Source organism: Bradyrhizobium sp. LCT2 (assembly GCF_009931255.1).
Classification (GTDB): Bacteria; Pseudomonadota; Alphaproteobacteria; order Rhizobiales; family Xanthobacteraceae; genus Bradyrhizobium; species Bradyrhizobium diazoefficiens.
Genome location: NZ_CP034432.1, coordinates 8,720,127 through 8,744,045, shown reverse-complemented (window position 1 = coordinate 8,744,045; position 23,919 = coordinate 8,720,127). Strand labels below are relative to the sequence as shown.

Here is a 23,919-nt window from a genome sequence, read left to right as displayed (position 1 = left end):
GCAAAGGCGCGTCAGCGCCGTGCCCGCCATACTTTCTCAGATTGACGAAAGGCGGTGGGCACGCTTCGCTTTGCCCACCCTACGAGTTCTCGCACGACGTTTCCGTTCAATGCGTCCAGGCCAGCGCCGTCACGAACGCGGATGACAGGTTCAGCTCCGCAAACATGATCTTGCCGGCGACCACGAACAGCACGCTGGCAAGCGTCAGGCGCAGCACCGTCTCGGGGACTCGCGTCGCGCTGAAGCTGCCGACGATGATGCCGGGCAGCGAGCCCAGCAGCAGCACCCCCATCAGCCCCCAATCGACGTCACCAAGCGCCCAATGTCCGATGCCCGCGACCAGCGTCAGCGGCACCGCATGGGCGATGTCGGAGCCGACGATGGTCGCCATCGGCAGGCGCGGGTAGAGCAGCAGCAGCACGGTCACGCCGACCGCGCCGGCGCCGACGGACGAAATCGACACCAGCACACCGAGCACGATTCCCGTGACCACGGTCGCAATCGCCGTGGTGCGCTCGTCGACGCGCTCCCGCTTCCTGCGGTAGCGTTCCATGATCGCCTTGCGGAAGATCAGGGACGTTGCGGTCAGCAGCAGGGCGAAGCACAGCACCAGATTGACGAGGCTGCGCTCGGCATCGCTCCTGAGATCGAGCTGCCACAGCACGAGCAGCGTCAGCGCGCTTGCCGGAAGGCTGCCGCAGGCGAGCCGAAGCACCGCCGGCCAGTGCACGCTGCGCGACCAGCCATGCACCACGCTGCCGCCGGTCTTGGTGGCGGCGGCATAAAGCAGGTCGGTGCCGACAGCGGTGGACGGATGGACGCCGAACAGCAGGATCAGCAGCGGTGTCATCAACGAGCCGCCACCCACGCCGGTCATCCCGACAAGCAGGCCGACGCCAAAACCCGAGGCGACGTAAAGCGGATCAATCATGGTCTGGGGAATCTTAGGTTTATCTCGTCAGTTGGGCAATATGACGTAGAATAAATTTTCCCTGGGAGGCAACCTCTTGGACCAAATAAGAAAAATCATGCTACCGGCCGGCGAATGGCAGTCGTTTCGCCTCGTTTCCGAGCCTGTCACGCAATAGGCGTTCCCCAAGGGGCAGGGCAGGCGAGCGGTTATTTTCCAAACGCCAGAACATGCAGGCCGAGGCGCTGCCGCACGATCCAGAACAGCAGCACCGTCTCGAAGCTGAGCGAGATCGAGGTCGCGGCCGCGGCGCCATGGCCGCCGAAGCGCGGCACCAGCGCGACGCAGAGCACGACGTTCATCACGAAGGCCAGCGCATAGGCCAGCGCGCAGATCTTCTGCTGCCCGAGCATGTTGAGCAGCCGCTCCACCGGGCCGATGGCGGCGCGCACGACCAGCCCGATCGCGGCGACGAACATGATGTCGTAGCCGACCGTGAATTGCGGCCCGAACAGCCAGAGCAGCGGCTTGCCGAACGCGAGCAGCACGATGGTCGCCGCCAGCGACGGCCAGAACGTCCAATTGATGGCATGTGCGACATAGGCCGACAGGCGCGCTTTGTCCCCCAGCGCATTGTATTCGGCGAAGCGGTGCGCGGTCGTCGCCGACATCGCGTAGTGGATGAACGAGACCAGCGCCAGCGTCTTCACCACCGCGAAGTAGACGCCGACCTCGTCGGAGGGGCGGAACTGCTGAAGCACCAGCACGTCGGTGTAGGACAGCAGCAGATAGAAGCTCTCCACCAGCAGGATCGGCAGCGAGACGGCGAGCCAGCCGCTGATGTCATAGGCCTTCGGCCCGGGCTCGATATGGCCGGCGAGCTTACGGTTCAGCACCACCATCTGCCCGGTCATTGCGATCCACACCGCACCCAGGCTCGCGACCATCGCGGCGACCGCGCCGATATGATAGCCGAGCAGGAAGGCAGAAGCCGTGATGCCGATGATCAGCGCCTGGCGGATGATGAATTGCGGCATCAGGCCGAGCTGCATCCAGTCATGCGAGCGGGCGATGCCGTCCTGGGTGTTGGCGACGACGAAGGCGGGCAGCGTCATGCAGCCGATATAAAGCGGCAGCGCCTCGGCCGGATCGATCCAGGGCGACAGCAGCCTGACGATGCCGGCGAGGCCGAGCGACACCAGCGCGGAGACGGCAAAGGTCAGCCAGCGGCTGCCGGAGAGAAAGCCGCGCAGCAGCGCATGCTCGCCGTCGGTGCGATACTCCGGAATGATCTTCTGTGCGGAGGCCGAGATGCCGAAATCCATCATGCTGCCGAGCAGCAGCACCCAGGTCCAGACATAGACGTAGATGCCGTAGTCGGACGTGCCCATCCAGCGCGCGAGCAGAACCTGCGAAAAATAGGCAAGGCCCGCGCTGATGACGCGGATGATGAAGATGGTGCCGGCCAGCCGCCGCGTCAGCGACGCTTCGCTCGATCCGCCCGAGAGCCTAGCCCGCAGCCGCGCGATCAGCCCGTCCGGTCCGGTCGTTGCGGGTTGTGCATCCATCACGGCCAATTCGAAAATCCCCAGGGCGTTCCGCATGCCACGGCAGCCTTGCTGCAGCAGCCTTGGGAATTAGCAACCATTCGTTAAGATTCGGTTGGGTGCTTTCCGTCGTCGTCCTGGCGAAAGCCAGGACCCATTACCCCAGGGAGAAGTTTGGCGAAGGCCCGGGGTTAGCAGCTTCGCGTCACGACTGCTCCCAGGGGTAATGGGTCCTGGATCGGCGCTCCGCTTCGCTACGCTTGTCCAGGACGACCATCACTCCAAATTCGTGTTGAACTCATACGACTTCTCCGGCCCGACTAGCGTGAACTTCAGCGCCGCCCCGTCGGGCTTGGCGCCCGGCGGCAGCCCGTCGAGCTCGAAGGAGAAGCGCTTCACGCCGGGCGGGCTGGGCTCGACCGGCGCGGGAATCGGCAGCGACCAATCCGGCGTCGGCCCTTCGACGAACAGATTGACCTTGCGCGCATCCGCCGGCGCGACGACGTCGACCACCACGTTCTTGGGCCCGTCGCGCTTGACGTCGCGGATCGTCAACGGATTGGGGTCGCCGATATTGGCGGGCTTCGGCACGGTGTCGAGCGCTGCACGCAGGTTGGCGTCCTCGGTCGAGGCGACGCTGTTGAAGCCGAGCTCGGCGCTGGCCTCGACGGGAATGCAGAGCTTTTCGCACACCGCGTAGTTGATCTCGGCGCGCAAGGTCACCGGCTTGTCGGCGGCCTTGGCGACGATGCGCAAGGGCAGCACGATCTGGTCGTGATAGCCGATCGAATGGCCGCCCGCGCCGTCGTCGAACTTCAGCGGCGCCGGCCACATGATCGTCACAGCCTCGACATTCTCCGATTTCGAGAAGTCGAACCGCGGCGGTACGCCGGAATCCCCGGGCGTACGCCAGTACGTCTTCCAGCCCGGCTGGAGCTGGAAGGCGATACCGCCGAGCAGCACGGCGCCGCTGCGTGATCCCGCCAATAGGCGCACCGCGGAATGTCCGTCGTGCTGCCAGGGCGAGGCGTCGTCGGCGCGGGCTGCGAGGGCCAGTGACGACGCAAGCAGGGTTGTCGCGACGCCGATCGCCGCACGCAGGGGAACTCTTGTGAGCATGGTACGTCTTTACAGGGGCAACCCGGGTCAAACCATTGAATTGCTTGTGATGGATGCACTCGAATCAAGTCTCTGCAAGCCTTGATTTGACAGCGGCCGGGCCCAACATCAGGATAGGAATTGAAACCGGAGTGCTTCACCGATGGCTCCCACAGGCAAGAGGACGGGCGAAAGCACCCGCAGCACGGGTCCCGCGCCCCCCAGTTCGGCCGGCTACCTCGACGGCCGCCTCCTGATCGCCATGCCCGTGATGGGCGATGCGCGCTTCGAGCGCTCGGTGATCTATCTCTGCGCCCATTCGGCCGAAGGCGCGATGGGCATCATCGTCAACCATCCCGCCGGCAGCATCGACTTCCCCGAGCTGTTGGAGCAGCTCGGCATCATCAGGAAGGGCGAGCACATCAAGCTGCCGGAGAACGCCGAAAGCATGAAGGTGCTGCGCGGCGGCCCGGTCGATACCGGGCGCGGCTTCGTGCTGCATTCCAGCGATTTCTACATCGAGAACGCGACGCTCCGGATCGACGACGGCGTCTGCCTCACCGCAACCGTCGATATCCTGCGCGCGATCGCCAACGGCTCCGGCCCCAAGCACGCCATCCTCGCGCTCGGCTATGCCGGCTGGGCGCCGGGCCAGCTCGAGACCGAGATCCAGAGCAACGGCTGGCTGCATTGCGATGCGGATGCGGACCTGATCTTCGGCGACGACGTCGACGAAAAATACGGCCGCGCGCTTCGCAAGATCGGCATCGATCCCGGCATGCTCTCGAACGAGGCAGGGCACGCGTAGCTGGTGTGCCGTCGTCGGCTGTCGTGCCTCAGCCTCCGCTGTCATGCCCCGGCTTGACCGGGGCATTCGGTACGCCGCAGCTTCTCGATTCTTTCACTGCTGCCTCTGGAATACTGGATCGCCCGGTCAAGCCGGGCGACGACACCGATTGCTGAGTAGCGCCTACTCCGCCGCCTGCCGCTGCACCGTCGGCTCCGTCCCCGCCACCGTCGCGCGGCGCATGTCGCGGGGCTGGGACTGGTCGTAGCGGCGGACGCGGTGCATGGTCTGGCGGTTGTCCCACATCACAAGGTCATGCAGCTTCCATTTGTGGACGTAGACGAACTCGGCCTGTGTCGCGTGCTCGTTGAGATCGCGCAACAGCAGCCGTCCCTCCGGCACGCTCATGCTGACGATCTTGCCGGCATGCGATGAGAGATACAGCGACTTGCGGCGGTGGACGGGATGGGTGCGCACGAGGCGTTGCAGCACCGGCTTGAACATCTGCTTCTCTTCGTCGGTGTACTCGGTGAAGCCGAGCGAGCCGCGCGAATACATCAGCGAGTGCTCGCAGACGAGGTCCTCGATCTCGGCCTTGGTCTCGTCGTCGAGCGCGTCATAGGCCGCGCGCATGTCGGCGAATTCGGTGTTGCCGCCCGTCGGGTTCACCACGCGCGCCGACAGCAGCGAGAATTTTGCGGGAATGGGACGGAACGAGCTGTCGGAGTGCCAGAGGCAGTTGCCGAGGTTGAACAGGTGCGTGCGGCTGTCCTTGGCCAGCGGCTTGCCGTCCTTGCCGAGATTGGAGACGTCGTTCAGGCCGGATTGCAGCCGGTAGTCCTTCTCCTTGGTGACCGTGCCGCCGCGCGCGTCCTCGCGCTGGCCGAAGTTCAGCGCGAAAGCCATCTGCTGCTCGTCGGTGATGTCCTGGTCGTGGAAAACGAGCACCGCGTATTTGTCCATGGCGGACTCGACTTCGCGGGCCTCATCCGGCGTGAGCGGCTTTCGCAAATCGAGGCCGGAAACCTCGCCGACAAAATGCGTCTGAAGCTGCCGGATGGCGATCGTCATGGCGTTTTCTCCCGCGGACCGCGAGCGGTTGCTCCCGCTCTGTTGACAAAAAAGCTACTCCGGCAACCGCAGATGTCAACGCTTGCTCAGCATACCTCTTACGCGTTGCGCGCCATCAGGCCGCCGTCGACCGGGATCACCGCGCCGGTCAGGAACGACGCGGCCGGTAGGCACAGGCTCAGCGTCATGTGCGCGACCTCCTCGGGATCGCCGTAGCGGCCGAGTGCCGTCCGGCGCTTGGCGTAGATGGTCTTGTGCTCCTCCGAGATGCGGTCGGTGATCGCGGTGTGGATCGGACCCGGGCAGATGCAGTTGACGGTGATGCCGTCGCGGCCGAGCTCGACCGCGAGCGAGCGGGTCAGGCTCGCCACGCCGCCCTTCGCCGCCGAATAGGGACTGTGCAGCGCGGTGGCGCCGAGCGCCTCGGTCGAGGCAATGTTGACGATGCGCGGGCTCTTCGATTTGCGCAAGTGAGGCAGCGCGGCGCGGATGATGCGCGGATGCGCCGTCAGCATCACGGCGATGCCCCTGGCCCAGGCATCTTCGTACGTCTCGTCATCGATCGCGACACGCACGGAGATGCCGGCATTGTTGACGACGATGTCGAGCCCGCCGAAATGCGCTGCAACGTCATGGACCACGCGCTTGATCTCGCCGCCGTCGGCGACATCGAGCTTCCAGGCCTTCGCCGACCCGCCGCTCGCTGCGATCTCCTTCGCGACGGCTATCGCGCCTTGCTCGTCGTAATCGGTCACCGCGACGTTCGCACCCTCGATGGCGAACACGCGCGCCGTCGCGCGCCCCATGCCGCTGGCCGCGCCGGTCACGAGAGCGGTCAGGCCCTTCACGGACCGGCTCAGCTGTTTGAATTCGGACATGCTGTTTCCTCGCGTCCTTCTGTTTCTTGTTATGAGATTGACAAGGCTGGCATCGATCCGCAGACAGGTCAAACAAGCAAAATAAAAGGGGAGGTCGCGATGGCGAACGAGCTGGATTTTTCGGGCAAGCAGGTGCTGGTCGTCGGCGGTTCCAGCGGAATCGGCAACGGCATCGCGCAAGCCTTTCGCGCCAGGGGCGCGCATGTCGCGGTCTGCGGCACGCGTGCTCACGCAACGGAATATTCGGCTGAGGAAGGCTCCGATCTCACCGGCATTGCTTACGCGCAGCTCGACGTCAGCAATCCCGCTGCGATCGAAGCCTTCAGGCCGTCCTTCGATCGTCTCGACATCCTCGTGCTTGCGCAAGGCGCTGTGATCTATCGCCGCGGCGAGTTCGAGATGACCGGCTTCCGCAAGGTCGTCGAGGTCAATCTGATGAGCCTGATGGCGTGCGCGACGCGGTTTCATTCCATGTTGCGGGATGCGAAGGGCGCGCTGATCATGGTGTCCTCGACCGCGGCCTATCATTCCACCATGGGCAATCCCGCCTACAACGCCTCGAAGACCGGTGCGGTCGGATTGACGCGCACGCTAGGGGAGGCCTGGGCCGAGGACGGCATTCGCGTCAACGGTATCGCGCCCGGCCTCGTCGATACCAAAATGACGAAGGTCACGACCGACAATCCCAAGCGGCTCGAAGGTGCCTTGTCGCGCATTCCCCTGCGGCGATTGGGCACGCCGGCTGACATGGCGGGCGCGGCGCTGTTTCTGGCATCGCCGCTGTCGTCCTACATCATCGGCCAGACGCTGGTCGTCGATGGCGGGCTCATTCTCTAGGCGATTGCTCTAGGCGATTGGAACTGCGCTGCGCCTGATCGGTTACTCCGGCTGACCCCCGAGGAGGACCACATGGACAAGGATCGAATTGTTGGATCGGCCAAGGAATTCGCTGGCCGCGCGGAAGGCGCAGTCGGAGATCTGGCGGGCGATGCGCAGACACAGGCGTCGGGCAAGGCGCGCGAGGCTGCCGGCACCGTGCAGAATCTCTACGGCCAGGCCAAGGACGCCGTGCGTGAGGCCAGCGAGACCGCGGCCGGCTACGCCAAGGATGCCTACGACAACAGCGGCGAGACCTTCCGCGATGGTTCGCAGGCGATTGCCAGGAAGGTGCAGGACAATCCGCTCGGCGCACTGCTCGTCGCTGGCGGCATCGGCTTCGCGCTCGCGCTGCTGATGTCACGGCCGGCACGCCGCCCGCCGCCGCGCTGGCGCTATTACGGCTGAGCCACCCCGCCTCGTCATTCCGGGCTCGCGCTTCACGCGCCCGGAATCGCATCACATCAGAAATCCAGCTACCGGATCACTTCCGCCGATCGGCCGACATTGCCCGGCGGACGCGGGATCGCGGGGTTTTGAGCTGGATTGCGCGGCCCTGGCGCCGGCGCCAGCTGACGCGGTGCCGGCTGCGGCGAGCCGAAGCCGAAGAAATCACGGAACGACGGCGTCGCCTGGGCCGGCTGCTGCACCACCGGCGGCTTCTTCGGTGCGAGCTTTGGCGGCGCGATCGCAGCCGCCGCCGCGCCCGGCGCGCCGGGAGCAGCAGCGCCGCCGTCGGGCGTCGTCGTGGCCATCGGCGTATCGCCCTTGGCCTGCTCGCGGCCGACTTCGCGGCGCGGCCAGGCATAATCGTCGGCACGGCCTGCGGGGGCCGTCAGCGGCTCGCCTTTCACCATCGTCTTGGCAGCGAGCGCATCGACGGCAGCGGGACGCGAGCCCGGGCCGCCCAGCAATTGATCGGTCGAGATCGAGGCCGCGACTAGCGGCACGATCGGGCCGGCGAGCGGACGCGGCGCGGGCTTGCCGGGCTCGACGCTGGTGTCGGGCGTTGCCGGCTCGCTCGGCAGCGCGATCGGGCCGGAGCGGCCTGCGAGCAGGCGCGTGATTTCGCGCTCGACATAATGCGCCAGCTTGCGCGCGCCGGGCTTGGTGAAAAAGACGCCGTCATAGGTGCGGAGCTGACGGATCTGGCCCTCGAAGTCCGGACCCTTCTGGAGGAAGCGGCCGGCTTCGTCGACGAAGCCGTCCCAGACATCGACATAGGTGATGCCGGCCTTGGCCGCGCCCTCGCGATAGAGCGAATCCAGGAACAGCATGTCCGCCGTGCCCTTGGGGCCGCGGATCGCGGGCAGGCCGACCCAGAGCACCGGCACGCCCTTGGCCTTCAGGACGTTGGCCAGCTCCTCGATCTTCTTGCCGTAGAGCTCGACCCAGCGGTCGTCGCGGAATTCGTAGAGGCCGTTCGGGTTGCGTGCGGTCTTCTCGGGAGCAGCGACCTGCGGCGCGTCGGCGTTGTCGGCGTCATCCTGAGGCAGGTCGGCATCGGCCGGCTTGTCGTCCGGCTTCGCCGCGGTGTCGGGCTTGGCGTCGCCGGGTTTCGCGTCAGGCTTTCCTTGCGGCTTGGCGCGCGCGCCCTTGTCGTTCTTCTTGTCCTTGTCCGAAGCCTTGTCGGATTTCTCAGTCACCGGCTCGCGGATCGAGATGCGATCGTTGAGGCCGAGCATGACGACGATGACGTCAGGCTTCTCGGTCTCGAGGATGCCCTTGGCCGCCGCCGCCCAGTCCGAAGGTTCGCCCTTGGGCTGGTACTTGATCAGGCCGGACGTGGTCTTGTGCTTGCGGATCACGCCCATGTCGGGCTGCTCGCTGTAGGCGTCTTCCAGGCCGTAGGCGAGCCAGTCCGCCATGGCGTCGCCGATCACCAGCACGTTCTTGTCGGCAATGGTGTCACGCTTGCTAGGTGCCGGCGCGCGCGAGAAATCCTGGCGCGGCGCCTGCGGCTGTTGCTGCTGGAACGGTGCGAAGAAGTCGCCGCCGAACCAGCCGCCACCTCCGCCTTGACGCGGCGGCGGGGCCGAACGCTGCGGCGGGCCGCCGAAGCCGGGGAAGTTGAAGAACTGCGCCGAGGCGGGTCCTGCGACCGATACCAGAATCGCAAGCGCCGTCCCCAGCGCGATCAGCGGGCCGGTCTCGGTCAGCGCCTTGAACAGGGACTTCTTCGACATGCGATCTCGGGCACCCGCAACGGGTCTGGAAGTGGCTCGATATAATAGCGGAATCAGGCGCCAAACGGGCAGATTCTATTGCAGATTCTCTCGCAGATTCTTTGGCCATACACCGGGGAACCGCCGCCCTCGTCAAGGCCGGCACGCAAAACCCCTGTTCAGGGTTACTTTCGGCGCGATTTCACCGTCCGCGCAGCCGTTCCAGCACGTCGGAGGAGGCAAAACCGTCCGCGGGGACCCCGATCGAGGCCTGGAAGTTACGCAAGGCCTCCCGGGTCTGGCCGCCGAACTGGCCGTCCGGGGTGCCCTTGTAGAAGCCGCGCTGGGCCAGCAATTGCTGGAGTTCCAGCCGTTCCGTGCGGGCCAGCTCCCGTTCCTGCCGCGGCCAGGGCTGCACGAAGGGCTGCCCCCCACGCAGGCGGTCGGCGAAATGGCCGATCGCCAGCGCATAGGCCTCGGCCGGGTTGTACTTCATGATGACCCGGTAGTTCTGAAGCATCAGGAAGCCCGGCCCCTGCGCGCCCGCCGGCGCCAGCAGATAGGCTTTCTCCGCCGGGTGCGGGAAGGGCTGGCCCGTCGCGCGCTTGAGGCCGAGCTTTTCCCACTGCGCGATCGTCATCGCCTTGGCGCGGTCCGCCAGCATGTAATTGAAGCCCTGGGGCACCACGACCTCGAAGCCCCAGGTCTGGCCGGCCTGCCAGCCGTCCTTCTTCAGGTTGTTGGCGGTGGAGGCGATCAGGTCGGTGGGATTGTCGACGACGTCGCGCCGTCCGTCGCCATCGCCGTCCACGGCAAAGCGCTTGAAGGCGGTCGGCATGAACTGGGTCGGGCCGAAGGCGCCGGCCCAGGAGCCGCGCATCTGCTCGGGCCTGAGATCGCCGCGATTGAGGATCTCCAGTGCGGAGAGGAATTCGTCCTTGAAATAAGCCTGGCGGCGGCCGATGCAGGCGAGCGTCGCGGTCGATTGCAGCACGCTGCGGTCGCCCATCTGCGTCGAGTAATTGGACTCGATGCCCCAGATCGAGGCAATGATGTAGCGATCGACGCCGGTGGCCTTTTCGGTGGCGTCGAACTGCGCCTTGTACTTGGCGAGCACCTCGCGGCCCTTGGCGAGGCGGTTGTCGTTCACGAGAATGTCGAGATAGTCCCAGATCGACTTGGTGAACTCCGGCTGCGAGTCCATCAGGTCCATGATGCGCAGGTCGGGCGCGAGCCCTGCGGTGAAGCGCTGAAAATTTTCCTGGGTGATGTTGCGGCGTGCGGCATCGGGCCACATGCCCGCGACACAATTGTTGAAATTGGAGGCGGCCTCGCGGATCGCGGCCGCCGTCATCAGCGGATGGCCGGAAGCGCCGTCCTCGCCGCTCCAGGGTTGCGCGCCGCCGGGACCTGGCGGGGCTTGCGAGGGAGCAGGGTTCGAGCCGGAGAAAATACCGCCGAACAGGTTCGACAGGCCGTTCTGCGCCTGTGCCTGCGCGCAAGCCGGCAACAGCAAGGCAGCCGCAACCAACGCCACGCTGGTCACGGATCCAGCACGTTTTGCCAGTCCTGCCACTGATTGCATCATGTCCCACCTGTCAGGCCAAAAATCCGCCATCAGGAGGCCCGGTTGCGGTTGCCAATAGCTTAACAAAGATGAAATTTTGGTGTCGGCCTTTTTCTCAACTCTGTAACGGCGAGGCCCCACATCCGCCTTTGTTAGCGGTTGCAAACAAGCTAGCAAGATCACATTGCTCCGTTCACGTCCTCAGGTATTCGATCGATCCCATGAAAATCCGCAAAGCCGTATTCCCCGTCGCCGGCCTCGGCACCCGCGTCCTGCCCGCCACCAAGGCGATGCCGAAGGAAATGCTGACCATCGTCGACAAGCCGCTGATCCAGTACGTCTATGACGAGGCGAGGGAAGCCGGCATCGAGCACTTCATCTTCGTCACCGGCCGCAACAAGAATGTCATCGAAGATCATTTCGACAAGATGTTCGAGCTCGACGCGACGCTGGCTGCGCGCGGCAAGAAGGCCGAGCAGGAGATCCTGGCGCAGAACCAGCCGGAAGCCGGCGCCGTCAGCTTCACCCGCCAGCAGGCGCCGCTTGGTCTCGGTCACGCGGTCTGGTGCGCCCGCGACATCGTCGGCAACGAGCCGTTCGCGGTCGTGCTGCCGGACGAACTCGTGCTCAACACGCCCGGCTGCCTGAAGCAAATGATCGAGACGGCGGCCTCGCTCGGCGAGAAATCCAACCTGATCGCGGTCGAGGCAGTGCCCGACCATCTCACCCATCAATACGGCATCTGCGGCGTCGGCAAGCGCACCGGCAAGATGTTCGAGGTCGACGGCATGGTGGAGAAGCCGGCCAAGGGCACCGCGCCCTCCAACCTTTCCATCACCGGCCGCTACATCCTCCAGCCGGAGATCTTCAAGATCCTGGAGACCCAGGAGCGCGGCGCCGGCGGCGAGATCCAGCTCACCGACGCCATGATCGGCCTCGCCAGGTCGCAAAAATTCTACGGCGTCGAGTTCGAGGGCGAGCGCCATGATTGCGGCTCCAAGCCCGGCTTCCTCCGCGCCAACATCGCCTACGGCCTGAAGCGCCCCGAGCTGCGCGACGGGTTGATCGCGGAGATGAAGAAGTATCTGGGGCAGTGACATCGAAGGCGGACGCCTTCGATGTCATCCCGGGATGGTCCGAAGGACCAGACCTCAGGTGCGCAATTGCGCACCGGGGGATCTCGAGATTCCGGGTTCGGCTCTTCGAGCCGCCCCGGAATGACAGCCTAGATCACGCCACCAGCGACAGCTTCGGCAAGCTCGCGACCACGGACTGGTTACGCCCGCCCGCCTTCGCGGCATAGAGCGCCTTGTCGGCGGCGGCGACCAGGATCGACCAGTCCATGCCGGCGGCGGGGACGAGACTGGCGATGCCGCAGGAGACCGTCGAGGTCGCCGCATCGTCGGACCAGCCCTGCACCTTGCCGCGGATCGCCTCGGCGATCCCGAAGGCCTCGGTGGCGGAGGTGTTCGGCAGCAGCACGGCGAATTCCTCGCCGCCATAGCGCGCGGCGCAGTCGCCGGCGCGGCTCACCGAATCGGAAATGCAGATGGCGATGCCGACCAGCAGCTGGTCGCCGGCCTGGTGGCCGAACGTGTCGTTGTAGGCCTTGAAGTGATCGGCATCGATCATCAGGAGCGCGACCGGCGTCTTCTGGCGCAACGCGCGCCGCCATTCGACATCGATGACAGCATCGAACTTGCGGCGGTTCTTCAGGCCGGTGAGCGCGTCGGTCGTTGCCATCTCCTCGAGCTTGCGCTCGGCCTCGGCGCGTCGGTCGATCTCGCGTGCGAGCACGAGCGTCGATCCCAGCACGAACAGTGCAAGCGCCAGCACCACGGCGCCGATGCGATAAGCTTCCTTCTGCCACAGCGCGAACACGGCGCTCAGCGGCTTGCCGGCCACCACGAACAGCGGACTGGACCCGCCACTGCGGACATAGAGCCGCGGGGTCGCGTCGACCGGGCCCTTGCCCGCAAAGGAGCCTCCGACCTGGAGGTTTTCCGATTTCCAGTCCGGCCGCGTGCCGAGGTTCTTGCCAATCACGTCGAGATCGAACGGCCGCCGCATGATGATGGTGCGGTCGCGCCTGAGCACGGTGATGGTGTCTTCAGGGTCGAGGCTCAGGCGCTCGAACAATTCGTGGAAATAGCTGAAGCGGATCGAGCCGGCGACGACGCCGAGGAAGCCGCCGTCGGTGTCGCTGATGCGCCGGCTGAGCACGATGGAATAGGTGCCGCGGAACAGCATCGGCCGGCTGATGAAGAGGCCCGCTTCCGGATTGTCGTGATGAACCCTGAAGTAGACCTCCTCGCTCCGGCTCTCCGGCAGGGGATCGAGCGTGGAAGCGTCGATGGTCAGCCTGCCCTCGGCATCGAACACCTGGATCGCGCCGAAATGCCGTGCCGTGGTCGCATGGTCGAACAGGATGAGGTGGCGGACCGTCTTGGAGACCTTCGCGAGCTCGGGCAGCAGCATGTTGTTGGCGACCGCCTTCAGCGACAGGTCGTAGATCTCGATGTTGCGGCTGACGTCGGACTCGATGGTCGTCGCCAGGTTTTCCAGCGTCTGGCGGGCGAGCGCCTCCTCGCCGCGGCGCATGTCGAGCATGACGTTGACGCAGATGGCGGAAAAGCCGATCACCGTCACGACGGACGATATGATCAGCAATTTCGCCGAGATCCGCCACGGCCGGCGGGCCGTGACTTCGCGCCATCCAGACAGCATCGTTTGCTCCCGATCCTAGTGGATGCGCCCGAAAGCTTGAGTAGTGTTTAAGGTAGGACGGCACTGCCGCAATGAGTTAAGAAACGGTTGATGCGGCTCACGGTTTTGGGCAGGCCCGATCGGGCAAATCCGGCTTCGGACGAGAGGACGACGGTGAACGACTACGACGCGTTGCGCGACTATCTGCTGCGGCAGAAGCAGGACGAATTCGTGCTGAGCTTTGAACAGATCGAGGAGATCATCGGCGCGGCCCTGCCGCGTGCGGCGAATCGCGCCTCGTGGTGGGACAGCCTGCGCAGCCCCGACATCCAGATGCCGCAGCGCGAGGCCTGCCTCGCCGCCGGGTTCGTGGCGACACGGATGCCGGACGGCGCGAGCGTCAGGTTCACGAAAAAGAAGAAGAACGACCGGCGGCGGTGAAGCTGCCGACCTCGAGGTTGATGTGGCGCGCGAGTCGCGAGTTCAGCTCGCCGCTTCCAGCCGCACTTCCGTCAGCAGGCGCATCGCCGCATCGGCGTCCATCGGCTCGCCGAAGGCAAAGCCCTGCGCGTATTCGCAGCCCATCTGGTAGAGTTCGACCGCGTCGGAATCGGTCTCTGCGCCTTCGGCGACCACGTCCATGCCGAGGTCGTGCGCGAGCGCGATGATCGACTTCAGGATCACCGGGCGGGTGCCGCGGTTGGTGGTGCGCACGAACGACTGGTCGATCTTGATGGTGTCGAACGGGAAGCGCTGGAGATAGGCCAGCGAGGAATGGCCGGTGCCGAAATCGTCGAGCGACAGCCCGGTGCCGAGCTCGCGGATCCGCGTCAGCATCTGCGCCGCGTGCTCCGGGTTCTCCATCACCAGCGATTCCGTCAATTCCAGCTTCAGCGTGCCGCGCGCCACCGACGAGCGCGACAGCACGGTGCGGATGTCGTGGATCAGGTCGTGGCGCAGCAATTGCCGCGAGGAGACGTTGACGGAGGCGAAGATCGGCTCGCGCGAGCGCATCGCGCGCTGCCAGATAGAGAGCTGCTTTGCGGTCTGGTCGAGCACGAACATGCCGAGGTCGACGATCAGGCCGGTCTCTTCGGCGATGGTGATGAATTCCGACGGCGCCATGCGCCCGAGCTTGGGGTGGTCCCAGCGCGCCAGCGCCTCGAAGCCGGCGACGGAGCGGTCCTCCAGCCGGACGATCGGCTGGTAGAGGATGGTGAGCTCCTGCCGCTCGATGGCGCGGCGCAGCTCGCTTTCCAGCGTCAGGCGGTCGGTCTTGCGGGCGCGCATCGCCGGCTTGTAGACGTCGATGCGGTCGCCGCCGATGCGCTTGGAGTGATACATCGCCAGCTCGGCATCCTTGATGATCTCGTCCGTCAATTGCGTCTGAGGATCAGAAAGCGCGAGCCCGATCGAGGCCGTGAGAAAAATCTCGCGCTCGTTGAAGGCGATCGGCGCACGGATGGTCTTGCGGATGGTCTCGGCGAAGGCGGTGATGCGGGCGGGATCCTGCTCCGAGAGCAGGATCAGGCCGAACTGGTCGCCGGCGAGCCGCGCCAGCGTGTCCTGCGGCTTCAGGATGCGGGTGAGGCGGCGGGCCAGCGTCAGCAGGATGGAATCGCCGACCGCGATGCCGACGGAATCGTTGACCTGCTTGAAGCGGTCGAGGTCGATCACCATCAGCGTCGGCCGCAGCGTCGGCATGGTCTTGGCGAAATGCGCGACCGCACCCAGCCGGTCCATGAACAGCTTGCGGTTGGGCAGGCCGGTGAGGTTGTCATGCACGGAATCGTGCAGCAGGCGCTCCTCGGCATTGCGCAGCTCGGTGACGTCGGTGAGCGTGCCGACCACGCGCGAGACCTCGCCGTCGGAGCCGACCACGGGACGCGCCTTCAGCGCGAACCACATGAAATGACCGTCCGGGGTGCGCAGGCGGAAGTCCTGCACCAGGCGGCCGCGGCGCTGGTCGAGCACGCTGTCGAGCGCGGCGCGGAAACGGTCCTGGTCCAGCGGATGCAGCACTTCCAGCCAGGACGCCGCCGGGCCTTCCAGCGTGCCGCGCTTGAGGCCGAGCAGGGCTTCGGTCTCGGGGCTGGTGAAGACCTTGTCGGCGGAAACGTCCCAGTCCCAGATCAAATCGCCGGAACCGGCGAGCGCCAGTGCGCGCCGCTCGATGTCGGAGACGACGCCGGTGGTGGCGCCGCCGCCGGCGAAGGCGTGCTGCATCACCGTGAAGCCGATCAGCATCACGATCAGCACGAGGCCGCCGAGCAGCGCCGGGCCGACGATGTCGTTGGTGACGGAGCCCGCCACCGTCATGCCGGCCGCGACCACCCAGACCACCAGGAGGAACCAGGTCGGAATCAAGAGCACCGCGCGGTCGAAGCCGTGGGTGGAGAGATAGACGATCAGGGCGAAGCCGGCGAAGGCGATCAGCACCAGCGAGATGCGCGCGATGCCGGAGGCCACCGCCGGGTCGAACAGCGCCAGTGCGACCAGCGAGCCGAGGAAGGCGAGCCAGCCCACCGTGATGTGCGAATAGCGCACATGCCATCGACTGAGGTTGAGATAGGCGAACAGGAACACCAGCAGCGTCGCCGCCAGGATCGCTTCACCCGCCGCGCGCCAGATGCGCTCGGCGTTGTTCGACATGTCGAGCACCTTGCCCCAGAAGCCGAAATCGACGCCGATATAGACCAGCACGGCCCAGGCCAGCGCCGCTGCCGCCGGGAACATGATGCTGCCCTTCACCACGAACAGAATCGTGAGAACGAGCGCCAGCAGCCCCGAAATGCCGATCACGATGCCCTGGTAGAGCGTGAAGGAATTGACCTTGTCCTTGTAGGCTTCCGGCTCCCACAGATAGAGCTGCGGCAGCTTGTCGGTGCGCAGCTCCGCGACGAAGGTGATGACGGCGCCGGGGTCGAGCGTGACGCGGAAGACGTCGGCGGTCGGGCTTTCCTGCCGCTCCGGCCGGTCGCCGGTCGAGGGCGTGATGGTCGCGATGCGCGACAGCCCGAGGTCGGGCCACAGCAGCCCCGAGGAGACGATGCGGTAATGCGGGGCGACGATCAGGCGGTCGAGCTGGTCGTCGGTGTTGTTGGCGAGCGCGAACACCACCCAGTTCTGGCCGCCCTCGCGGGCGCGCACCTCGATGCGGCGGACGATGCCGTCGGTGCCGGGCGCGGTCGAGACCTGGATGCGGTCGGCATCGCTGCGCTGATGCTCGAGCACGCCGGTGAGGTCGATCGCGGGCGCGTCACCGCGGACGCTGACGGCGTCGAGCGCGCGCGCCGGAAGCGCGGCGACAAGAATCATGAGGCCCAGCGCGATGGGCGCGAGGCACCTGATCAGACGCAAGGTCAGTTCTCCGCGTTCGACGCAAACTTCGTGTGCAAGGCGATTTCAGACCGGACGGAATTGGTTCGGTGCGTCGCGATAGATGCCACGAAAGCAAGGAAAATCAAAGGGTTTCCGGCGTCCCCTATGGGTCAGAGGCCTAGGCCTCCAACACAATTTTGCCAATATGTGCGCTCGTCTCCATGCGCCGGTGGGCATCGGCCGCCTTTTCCAGCGGGAAAGCGCTGTCCATCACCGGTTTGACCCGGCCTTCGCGCAGAAGCGGCATCACTTTCGCCTCGATCGCGGCCACCATCGCCGCCTTGTCCGCATTACTACGGGGGCGCAGCGTCGAGCCGGTATGCGTCAGGCGCTTGACCATGACCTTGGCGATGTTGACGCTGACCTTGGGGCCGTTGAGGGTCGCGATCTGGACGATGCGGCCGTCAACCGCGGCAGCGTCGTAGTTGCGGTCCACATACTCGCCGGCGACCATGTCGAGGATCAGGTTGACGCCGGCATTGCCGGTCTCCGCCTTCACCACGGCGACGAAGTCTTCGGTCTTGTAGTTGATGGCGCGGTCGGCCCCGAGCTTGAGGCAGGCATCGATCTTGTCCTGCGAGCCGACGGTGACGAACACCTTCGCGCCGAACGCCTTCGCAAGCTGGATCGCCATGGTGCCGATGCCGGAGGAGCCGCCATGGATCAGCAGCGTCTCGCCGGCCTTGAGGCCGCCGCGCTCGAACACATTGTGCCAGACCGTCATCAGGGTTTCCGGCAGCGCGCCGGCTTCCTTGATCGACAGCGCCGGCGGCACGCTCATCGCCTGGGCGTCCTGAGCGATGCAGTACTGCGCATAGCCCCCGCCGGCGACCAGCGACATCACCTTGTCGCCGATCTTGTGCCGCTTGGCATTGCTGCCGACGGCGACGACTTCACCCGCGATCTCGAGGCCCGGCAGGTCGCTGGCGCCTGGCGGCGGCGGATAGGCGCCGGAGCGCTGCGCCACGTCGGGCCGGTTGACGCCGGCGGCCTGCACCTTGACCAGGATCTCGTCGGGACCGGGCTGCGGCAGGGCCCGTTGTTCCGGCACCAGCACCTCCGGTCCGCCGGGCTTGGAGATGGCGACCACGGTCATTTGCGCGGGCAGCTTGTCCATGATGTGTCCTTGAGCAAAGGTGCGGGAGGAAACGAGGCCATTGCTTAGCCAGCGCGGTCCAAGCTGGCAACCGCCTCAGCCGTGTGCCCGGTGCGAACGCAGGAGGAACGATCATGGCGACGGAAGACGACGACCGCCCGCGCAAGAAGATCACGCATGAAATCGGACAGGATCTCTCACTGTTGTCCGTGGAGGAACTGACCGAGCGCGTCGCCCTGCTCAAGACCGAGATCGCAAGGCTGGAGGAAGCCGCCGCCAAGAAACGCGCCTCGCGCGACGCGGCGAACAGCATTTTCAAGTCGTAGCGGCTGTCGCTCCACTCTCGTGTCCAGGATGTGGCGCCCGAACTCTCCTCGTCGTCATTCCGGGGCGGCGCGATAGCGCCGAGCCCGGAATCCATAACCACAGGCTTTTGCAGGGGGCAGGCTGACAGAGCCGGGTCGCCTCATCCGCTCGTGGTTATGGATTCTCAGATGCGCAATTGCGCATCATAGCTCGCGACTTCGTCGCGCCCCGGAATGACGAGGGGGAGTTTGTTCCGCAGTGCACTCGGCCACTGACCGACATGGCTAACGAACCCTCAAAAAATTCGCTCGTTTACCGTCGATTAAGCTTTCGGCTTTATGACTGGAACTGTCCTCGTTTGGACACCGAGTGGCTCCTGTCCACTCTGTTTGACGCCTCCCTGTTATCAACTTTCAAAGCCGCCGGTCTTCCGGCGGCTCTTTTTTGCGTCTCGTTGCGGTTGAATTCCGAGGAAAGACCCGCGGAAACCATATCCGAGCTTGTCGCTGGACTCCGCGTCCCGCCCGCGCAATGATTTGTTCATCATAAAGCCGGCGCAAAGCCGGACAGGTAAACAGTTGCGTAAGGGGCGTTAACCATGGAACGTTTGCAAGCCGACGGCGCTCTCGTTCAACTCAGCGAGCGGTTCACCAATTCGGCTGCGTTCGGCACGCTGTTCCGCGAGGGCATGGACCTCGTCGAAGAGACCGCCGCCTATCTCGACGGCGCCGGCCGCACCGAGGCCAAGGCACTCGATCGCGCCGTCAGCCTCACCTATGCGACCGAGAGCATGCGCCTCACCACCCGCCTGATGCAGCTCGCCTCCTGGCTGCTGCTGCACCGCGCGGTGAAGGAAGGCGAGATGACGCTGGTCCAGGCCAACCGCGAGAAGACCAAGGTCAAGCTCAGCGCGGCCGATCCCGGTCCCGCCGACACCATCGAGAAGCTGCCCTCGCAGCTGCAGGATCTGATCCATCGTTCGATGAGCCTGCAGACCCGCGTGCGCCGCCTCGACACCACCATCCACACCCCGCCGGCCGAGCACATCGCGATCGGCAACCCGTTGGTGCCGCACCTCAACGCGCTGAAGGCCGCGTTCGAGCGGTAAGCTCTATCGACAATCTCGGTCGTCATTCCGGGACGCGCCTCTTGGCGCGGGCCCGGAATCCATACTCCCGACCGTGGTTATGGATTCTCAGATGCGCAATTGCGCATCATAGCTCGCGACTTCGTCGCGCCCCGGAATGACAGCCGGAAAAAACAAAAACGCCCCCGGTCTCCCGGGGGCGTTTTTCGTCGCGGCCGAAACGGCCGGATCAATCCTTCTTGAGGAAGCCCGAGAACTTCTTCTGGAAGCGCGAGACGCGGCCGCCGCGATCCATGATCTGGGCGTTGCCGCCGGTCCAGGCCGGGTGCGACTTCGGGTCGATGTCGAGGTTCAGCGTGTCGCCTTCCTTGCCCCAGGTGGAGCGGGTCAGGTACTCGGTTCCGTCGGTCATCACGACCTTAATCGTATGATAATCCGGATGAATTTCGGCTTTCATGGCAATTCCTAGGGCGACCTGCGCCTTGCTTGAGTGGCTATCGAATGACGGATTTGGCCGGCTCTATACCCCAGCGGACCCTTCAAAACAAGCCATTGTGGGCAAAGGAGAACCGGGCCGTCCCCTAAGGGACATCCCGGATTTGCCACTCCCCCCGCACCGGCCTATGTGGAGCACATCTGTCTCCCTGGGTCCGATCTCATGAGCGCTGTGGAACGGCTTGACGACCAGTACCGCGACGAGCGCGATGCCGCGCCGCCTGAGGCCCCGTCCATCGAAGCCGAGCTGATCGAGCAGCCCGCCAAGGGCCGCGCCAAGCTGCGGCCGCTGCTCGCGCTCGCGCCCTATGTGGCCCGCTATCGCGGCCGGGCCGCGCTCGCCTTCGTCGCGCTCACGATCGCCGCGCTGACCACGCTGCTGGTGCCGGTCGCGGTGCGCCGGATGATCGATTTCGGCCTGACGCCTGAGGGCATCGAGCTGATCAACAGCTACTTCTCGGTGATGATCGCGGTCGTCGCCGTGCTCGCGCTGGCAAGCGCCGCGCGCTACTACCTCGTGATGACGATCGGCGAGCGCATCGTCGCCGACCTCAGGCGCGATGTCTTCGCTCATTTGCTGTCGCTGTCGCCCGCCTTCTTCGATTCCGCGCGCAGCGGCGAATTGATCTCGCGGCTCACCGCCGACACCACCCAGCTCAAATCCGCCGTCGGCGCCTCGGTGTCGATCGCGCTGCGCAACCTGATGATGTTCTTCGGCGCGGTGGCGATGATGGTCATCACCAGCCCGAAGCTGTCGGGCTTCGTGCTGCTGGCCATTCCCCTGATCGTGCTGCCGCTGGTCGCCTTCGGACGCTGGGTGCGGCGTCTGTCGCGCAATGCGCAGGACACGCTCGCCGAGGCCTCCGCCTATGCGGGCGAGCTGGTCGGCGCGATCCGCACCGTGCAGGCCTATACCAGCGAAGGGTTGGCTGCGAAGCGCTTCGGCGGCGAGGTCGAGCAAGCCTATGAGGCCGCGCGCACCTCGACGCAGGCGCGCGCCGTGCTCACCGCCATCATCATCTTCATCGTGTTCGCAAGCGTGGTCGCGATCCTCTGGATCGGCTCGCATGACGTGCTGACCGGCGCGATCTCGCCGGGGCGGCTCGGCCAGTTCGTGCTTTATGCCGCGTTCGCGGCCGCCGGCCTCGGCCAGCTCAGCGAGGTCTGGGGCGAAGTCTCGGCGGCCTCAGGCGCTGCCGAGCGGCTGTTCGAGATCCTGCATGTGCAGCCCGACATCAAGGCGCCCGCCTCACCGCGCGCGCTGCCGGTGCCGGCGCGCGGCGAGGTCGGGTTCGACCAGGTCAGCTTCGCCTATCCGGCACGGCTCGACGTCAAGGTGCTCGACGCCGTGTCGTTCACCGTGCGCCCCGGCGAGAAGGTCGCCATCGTCGGTCCCTCCGGCGCCGGCAAGAGCACGATCTTTCATCTGCTGCTGCGCTTCTACGATCCGCGCAGCGGCGCGATCTCGCTCGACGGCGTGCCGGTCAGGTCGGCGGACCCGCGTGATTTCCGTTCCCGCATCGCGCTGGTGCCGCAGGAATCGAACGTGTTTGCCGCGAGTGCCCGCGAGAACATCCGCTTCGGCCGGCCCGATGCGACCGATGCCGAGGTCGAGCGCGCCGCCGAGCTCGCGCATGCCGCCGAGTTCGTCCGCCGCCTGCCCGAAGGCTTCGACACCCCGCTCGGCGAGCGCGGCGTGACGCTGTCCGGCGGCCAGCGCCAGCGCATCGCGATCGCGCGCGCGATCCTGCGCGATGCGCCGCTGCTGCTGCTCGATGAAGCCACCTCCGCGCTCGACGCCGAAAGCGAGACGCTGGTTCAGACCGCACTCGAAGAGCTGATGAAGCACCGCACCACGCTGGTGATCGCCCACAGGCTTGCCACCGTGCTCTCCTGCGACCGCATCCTGGTGATGGACCAGGGCAAGATCGTCGAGCAGGGCACGCATGCCGAGCTGGTGGCTGCGAACGGGCTCTACGCGAGGCTCGCGAGGCTGCAGTTCGAGGGGGCGTGAGGGCGCCGAGCGCAGCCTCACTTACGGTGTCATTCCCCGCGTAGGCGGGGAATCCAGTACTCCGAGACGCTAGTGAAATACGGAGAGGCCGCGGCGTACTGGATGCCCCGCCTTCGCGGGGCATGACAGCGGAGTGTTAGAGAAGCCCTCCGATCACCGGCACTTCGGCGAGAGCGCCGGCACATTCGGCCACGGCCAGTTCTTCCAGCTTCCGTCCTCGCCGACGCAGGCCGATGGAGCAGGGCTGTTCGCCGGAGCAGGCTCGCTCGTCGTCTTGAGCTGTGTGGCGAAGCGCTGCTCGACATAGGTGGTCGACAGATATCCGGCGACGATGACGCCCAGCAGGACCGTAGACCCCTTGGCCAGATCGCTCAGCCGCATCGGTCGTCTCCATCCGCCTGCCACCGCTGCTTCCAACACAACGAATAACTGACGGCGCCGGATCCCGACGTGACAGGCGTCACGCCCGCCAAATCATCTTCAACACCGGCCGTCCCGAGGTCGGGTTCACCTCGTCGCCGGCATGCGCAAAGCCGTTGCGCTCATAGAAGCGGATGGCGCGCGTGTTGTCCTTGTTGACGAGCAGCGTGACGCCAGAAGGTGACAGGCGCTTGGCTTCCTCCACCAGCAGCCGCGCGGCATCCGAGCCCCAGGATGCGGGATCGACCACGAGCTGGTCGAGATAGCCCTCGCCGTCGATGGTGACGAAGCCGGTTAGCGCGCCGTCCGCCTCCGCAACCACGATCGAGGCCTTCGGCACCAGATCCTTGCGCCAGCGCTCGCGCCACCAGTCCAGCCGCGCCGCGAAGTCGATCTGCGGGTAGGCCTGCTGCCAGGTGCGATGCCAGAGGTCGATGGCGGCAGCCTCGTCCTCGGCGCGATAGGGGCGGAGGTGGAGGGCGCTCACTACCGCTCCGTCAGCTTCAGCTCGATGCGGCGGTTGCGCTTGTAGGCGTCCTCCGTGTTGGCGGTGTCGAGCGGCTGGAATTCACCGAAGCCGGCGGCGACGAGGCGCTGGGCCGGCACGCCGAGCGAGATCAGGTACTGCACCACCGAGATCGCGCGCGCCGCGGACAGGTCCCAGTTCGACTTGAAGCTCGCACCGCTCACGGGGCGCACGTCGGTATGACCGTCGACGCGCAGCACCCAGGCGATCTCGGCCGGGATCTTCTTGTCGAGCTCGATCAGCGCGTTCGCCACCGTGTCGAGCTCGGCGCGCCCCTCGGGCAGGAGCGTCGCCTGGCCGGTGTCGAAGAACACCTCGGACTGGAATACGAAGCGGTCGCCGACGACGCGGATGTCGGGGCGGTTGCCGAGGATGGCGCGCAGACGGCCGAAGAATTCCGAGCGGTAGCGCGACAATTCCTGCACGCGCTGCGCCAGGGCGACATTCAAGCGAGAGCCCAGATCGGCGATCCGGTTCTGCGATTCCTTGTCGCGCTTCTCGCTGGCATCGAGCGCCTCTTCCAGCGCGGCGAGCTGCCGCCGCAGCGCGCTGATCTGCTGGTTCAGCACCTCGATCTGCGCCAGCGCCCGCGCCGAGACCGCCTTCTCCGAGTCCAACGCCTTGCCGAGTTCGGTGGACTTGCCCTGCGCGTCGTTGCCGGCGGCAGCCAGGCCGTCATAGAGGCCCTTGATGCGGTCGCGCTCGGACTCCGCCGAGGCGAGGCCGGCCTTCAATTGCGAGACCTGGTCGTCGAGCGTGAGCTTGCCGAGCTTCTCCAGCGACAGCAGCTCGTTGAGCTGGGCGATCTTGGCGTTGAGCTGCTCCAGCGCCTTGTCCTTGCCGCTCACCTCCTGCGACAGGAAGAACTGCACGACCAGGAACACCGACAGCAGGAACACGATCGACAGCACCAGCGTCGACAGCGCGTCGACGAAGCCGGGCCAGTAGTTGAAGGCGCCGTCGCTGCGGCGGCCGCGCGTTAGAGCCAT

General features: G+C 65.8%; 22 protein-coding genes. 8 read left to right on the top strand and 14 right to left on the bottom strand.

Annotated features, from left to right (window positions below; all coding sequences use genetic code 11):
* Window positions 1-106 precede the first annotated feature (106 nt).
* The 3 genes from EI171_RS41295 to EI171_RS41285 all read right to left on the bottom strand — a co-directional run bounded on the left by EI171_RS41295 (window position 107) and on the right by EI171_RS41285 (window position 3,576).
* Entirely contained in the window at window positions 107-931 is an 825-nt protein-coding gene (locus EI171_RS41295) for a sulfite exporter TauE/SafE family protein (protein ID WP_028173468.1), read from the bottom strand.
* 188 nt (window positions 932-1,119) lie between these two features.
* Window positions 1,120-2,487, bottom strand: coding sequence for a flippase (locus EI171_RS41290; RefSeq protein ID WP_028173467.1), 1,368 nt, complete (start codon window positions 2,485-2,487; stop codon window positions 1,120-1,122).
* 246 nt (window positions 2,488-2,733) lie between these two features.
* Window positions 2,734-3,576 (bottom strand): protein-disulfide reductase DsbD domain-containing protein, encoded by an 843-nt coding sequence (locus EI171_RS41285; protein ID WP_028173466.1) that lies wholly within the window; start codon window positions 3,574-3,576, stop codon window positions 2,734-2,736.
* A gap of 142 nt (window positions 3,577-3,718) precedes the next feature.
* Here EI171_RS41285 and EI171_RS41280 point away from each other — a divergent pair, with 142 nt between their 5' ends.
* Window positions 3,719-4,363: a YqgE/AlgH family protein gene (locus EI171_RS41280; RefSeq protein WP_011084308.1), complete on the top strand. Its 645-nt coding sequence runs from the start codon at window positions 3,719-3,721 to the stop codon at window positions 4,361-4,363.
* Between the two features lie 162 nt (window positions 4,364-4,525).
* On the opposite strand, the gene EI171_RS41275 is transcribed toward EI171_RS41280, so the two are convergent.
* Window positions 4,526-5,413, bottom strand: a complete 888-nt coding sequence (locus EI171_RS41275) for a TauD/TfdA family dioxygenase (RefSeq protein WP_161536604.1) — start codon at window positions 5,411-5,413, stop codon at window positions 4,526-4,528.
* A gap of 98 nt (window positions 5,414-5,511) precedes the next feature.
* Entirely contained in the window at window positions 5,512-6,291 is a 780-nt protein-coding gene (locus EI171_RS41270; protein WP_161536603.1) for an SDR family NAD(P)-dependent oxidoreductase, read from the bottom strand.
* A gap of 99 nt (window positions 6,292-6,390) precedes the next feature.
* On the opposite strand from EI171_RS41270, the gene EI171_RS41265 reads away from it, so the two are divergent.
* Window positions 6,391-7,128: an SDR family NAD(P)-dependent oxidoreductase gene (locus tag EI171_RS41265; protein WP_161536602.1), complete on the top strand. Its 738-nt coding sequence runs from the start codon at window positions 6,391-6,393 to the stop codon at window positions 7,126-7,128.
* A gap of 72 nt (window positions 7,129-7,200) precedes the next feature.
* Window positions 7,201-7,575, top strand: a complete 375-nt coding sequence (locus EI171_RS41260; protein WP_011084312.1) for a CsbD family protein — start codon at window positions 7,201-7,203, stop codon at window positions 7,573-7,575.
* A gap of 68 nt (window positions 7,576-7,643) precedes the next feature.
* Here the strand turns inward: EI171_RS41260 and EI171_RS41255 are convergent, their stop codons facing one another.
* Window positions 7,644-9,353, bottom strand: a complete 1,710-nt coding sequence (locus EI171_RS41255; RefSeq protein WP_161536601.1) for an SGNH family hydrolase — start codon at window positions 9,351-9,353, stop codon at window positions 7,644-7,646.
* A 181-nt stretch (window positions 9,354-9,534) separates the two neighbouring features.
* Window positions 9,535-10,917 (bottom strand): lytic murein transglycosylase, encoded by a 1,383-nt coding sequence (locus tag EI171_RS41250; protein ID WP_370141018.1) that lies wholly within the window; start codon window positions 10,915-10,917, stop codon window positions 9,535-9,537.
* A gap of 203 nt (window positions 10,918-11,120) precedes the next feature.
* On the opposite strand from EI171_RS41250, the gene EI171_RS41245 reads away from it, so the two are divergent.
* Complete coding sequence (locus tag EI171_RS41245; RefSeq protein WP_161536600.1) at window positions 11,121-11,996, top strand: UTP--glucose-1-phosphate uridylyltransferase; 876 nt, start codon at window positions 11,121-11,123, stop codon at window positions 11,994-11,996.
* Between the two features lie 133 nt (window positions 11,997-12,129).
* On the opposite strand, the gene EI171_RS41240 is transcribed toward EI171_RS41245, so the two are convergent.
* A complete protein-coding gene (locus EI171_RS41240) occupies window positions 12,130-13,626 on the bottom strand; it encodes a diguanylate cyclase (protein ID WP_161536599.1) in 1,497 nt (498 codons plus the stop codon).
* 153 nt (window positions 13,627-13,779) lie between these two features.
* Here EI171_RS41240 and EI171_RS41235 point away from each other — a divergent pair, with 153 nt between their 5' ends.
* Window positions 13,780-14,046, top strand: coding sequence for a hypothetical protein (locus EI171_RS41235; RefSeq protein WP_028173458.1), 267 nt, complete (start codon window positions 13,780-13,782; stop codon window positions 14,044-14,046).
* Between the two features lie 42 nt (window positions 14,047-14,088).
* Here EI171_RS41235 and EI171_RS41230 read toward each other — a convergent pair whose 3' ends face one another.
* Together EI171_RS41230 and EI171_RS41225 are read right to left on the bottom strand one after the other, a co-directional pair.
* Window positions 14,089-16,965 (bottom strand): EAL domain-containing protein, encoded by a 2,877-nt coding sequence (locus EI171_RS41230; protein WP_028173457.1) that lies wholly within the window; start codon window positions 16,963-16,965, stop codon window positions 14,089-14,091.
* Window positions 16,966-17,104: 139 nt separating this feature from the next.
* On the bottom strand, window positions 17,105-18,103 hold the full coding sequence (locus EI171_RS41225; RefSeq protein WP_027544195.1) for an NAD(P)H-quinone oxidoreductase: 999 nt from the start codon (window positions 18,101-18,103) through the stop codon (window positions 17,105-17,107).
* 113 nt (window positions 18,104-18,216) lie between these two features.
* On the opposite strand from EI171_RS41225, the gene EI171_RS41220 reads away from it, so the two are divergent.
* A complete protein-coding gene (locus EI171_RS41220; RefSeq protein ID WP_011084320.1) occupies window positions 18,217-18,408 on the top strand; it encodes a DUF1192 domain-containing protein in 192 nt (63 codons plus the stop codon).
* Window positions 18,409-18,986: 578 nt separating this feature from the next.
* On the top strand, window positions 18,987-19,496 hold the full coding sequence (locus EI171_RS41215) for a DUF1465 family protein (RefSeq protein ID WP_011084322.1): 510 nt from the start codon (window positions 18,987-18,989) through the stop codon (window positions 19,494-19,496).
* 208 nt (window positions 19,497-19,704) lie between these two features.
* Here the strand turns inward: EI171_RS41215 and rpmE are convergent, their stop codons facing one another.
* Window positions 19,705-19,932, bottom strand: a complete 228-nt coding sequence (gene rpmE / locus EI171_RS41210; RefSeq protein ID WP_011084323.1) for a 50S ribosomal protein L31 — start codon at window positions 19,930-19,932, stop codon at window positions 19,705-19,707.
* A 201-nt stretch (window positions 19,933-20,133) separates the two neighbouring features.
* Here rpmE and EI171_RS41205 point away from each other — a divergent pair, with 201 nt between their 5' ends.
* Complete coding sequence (locus tag EI171_RS41205; RefSeq protein ID WP_028173455.1) at window positions 20,134-21,984, top strand: ABC transporter ATP-binding protein/permease; 1,851 nt, start codon at window positions 20,134-20,136, stop codon at window positions 21,982-21,984.
* 153 nt (window positions 21,985-22,137) lie between these two features.
* Here EI171_RS41205 and EI171_RS41200 read toward each other — a convergent pair whose 3' ends face one another.
* The 3 genes from EI171_RS41200 to EI171_RS41190 all read right to left on the bottom strand — a co-directional run bounded on the left by EI171_RS41200 (window position 22,138) and on the right by EI171_RS41190 (window position 23,919).
* Window positions 22,138-22,365, bottom strand: coding sequence for a hypothetical protein (locus tag EI171_RS41200; RefSeq protein ID WP_161536598.1), 228 nt, complete (start codon window positions 22,363-22,365; stop codon window positions 22,138-22,140).
* Window positions 22,366-22,444: 79 nt separating this feature from the next.
* Window positions 22,445-22,891, bottom strand: a complete 447-nt coding sequence (locus EI171_RS41195) for a GNAT family N-acetyltransferase (protein WP_161536597.1) — start codon at window positions 22,889-22,891, stop codon at window positions 22,445-22,447.
* Window positions 22,891-23,919 (bottom strand): peptidoglycan -binding protein, encoded by a 1,029-nt coding sequence (locus EI171_RS41190; RefSeq protein ID WP_161536596.1) that lies wholly within the window; start codon window positions 23,917-23,919, stop codon window positions 22,891-22,893. The genes EI171_RS41195 and EI171_RS41190 overlap by 1 nt, the downstream gene beginning before the upstream one ends.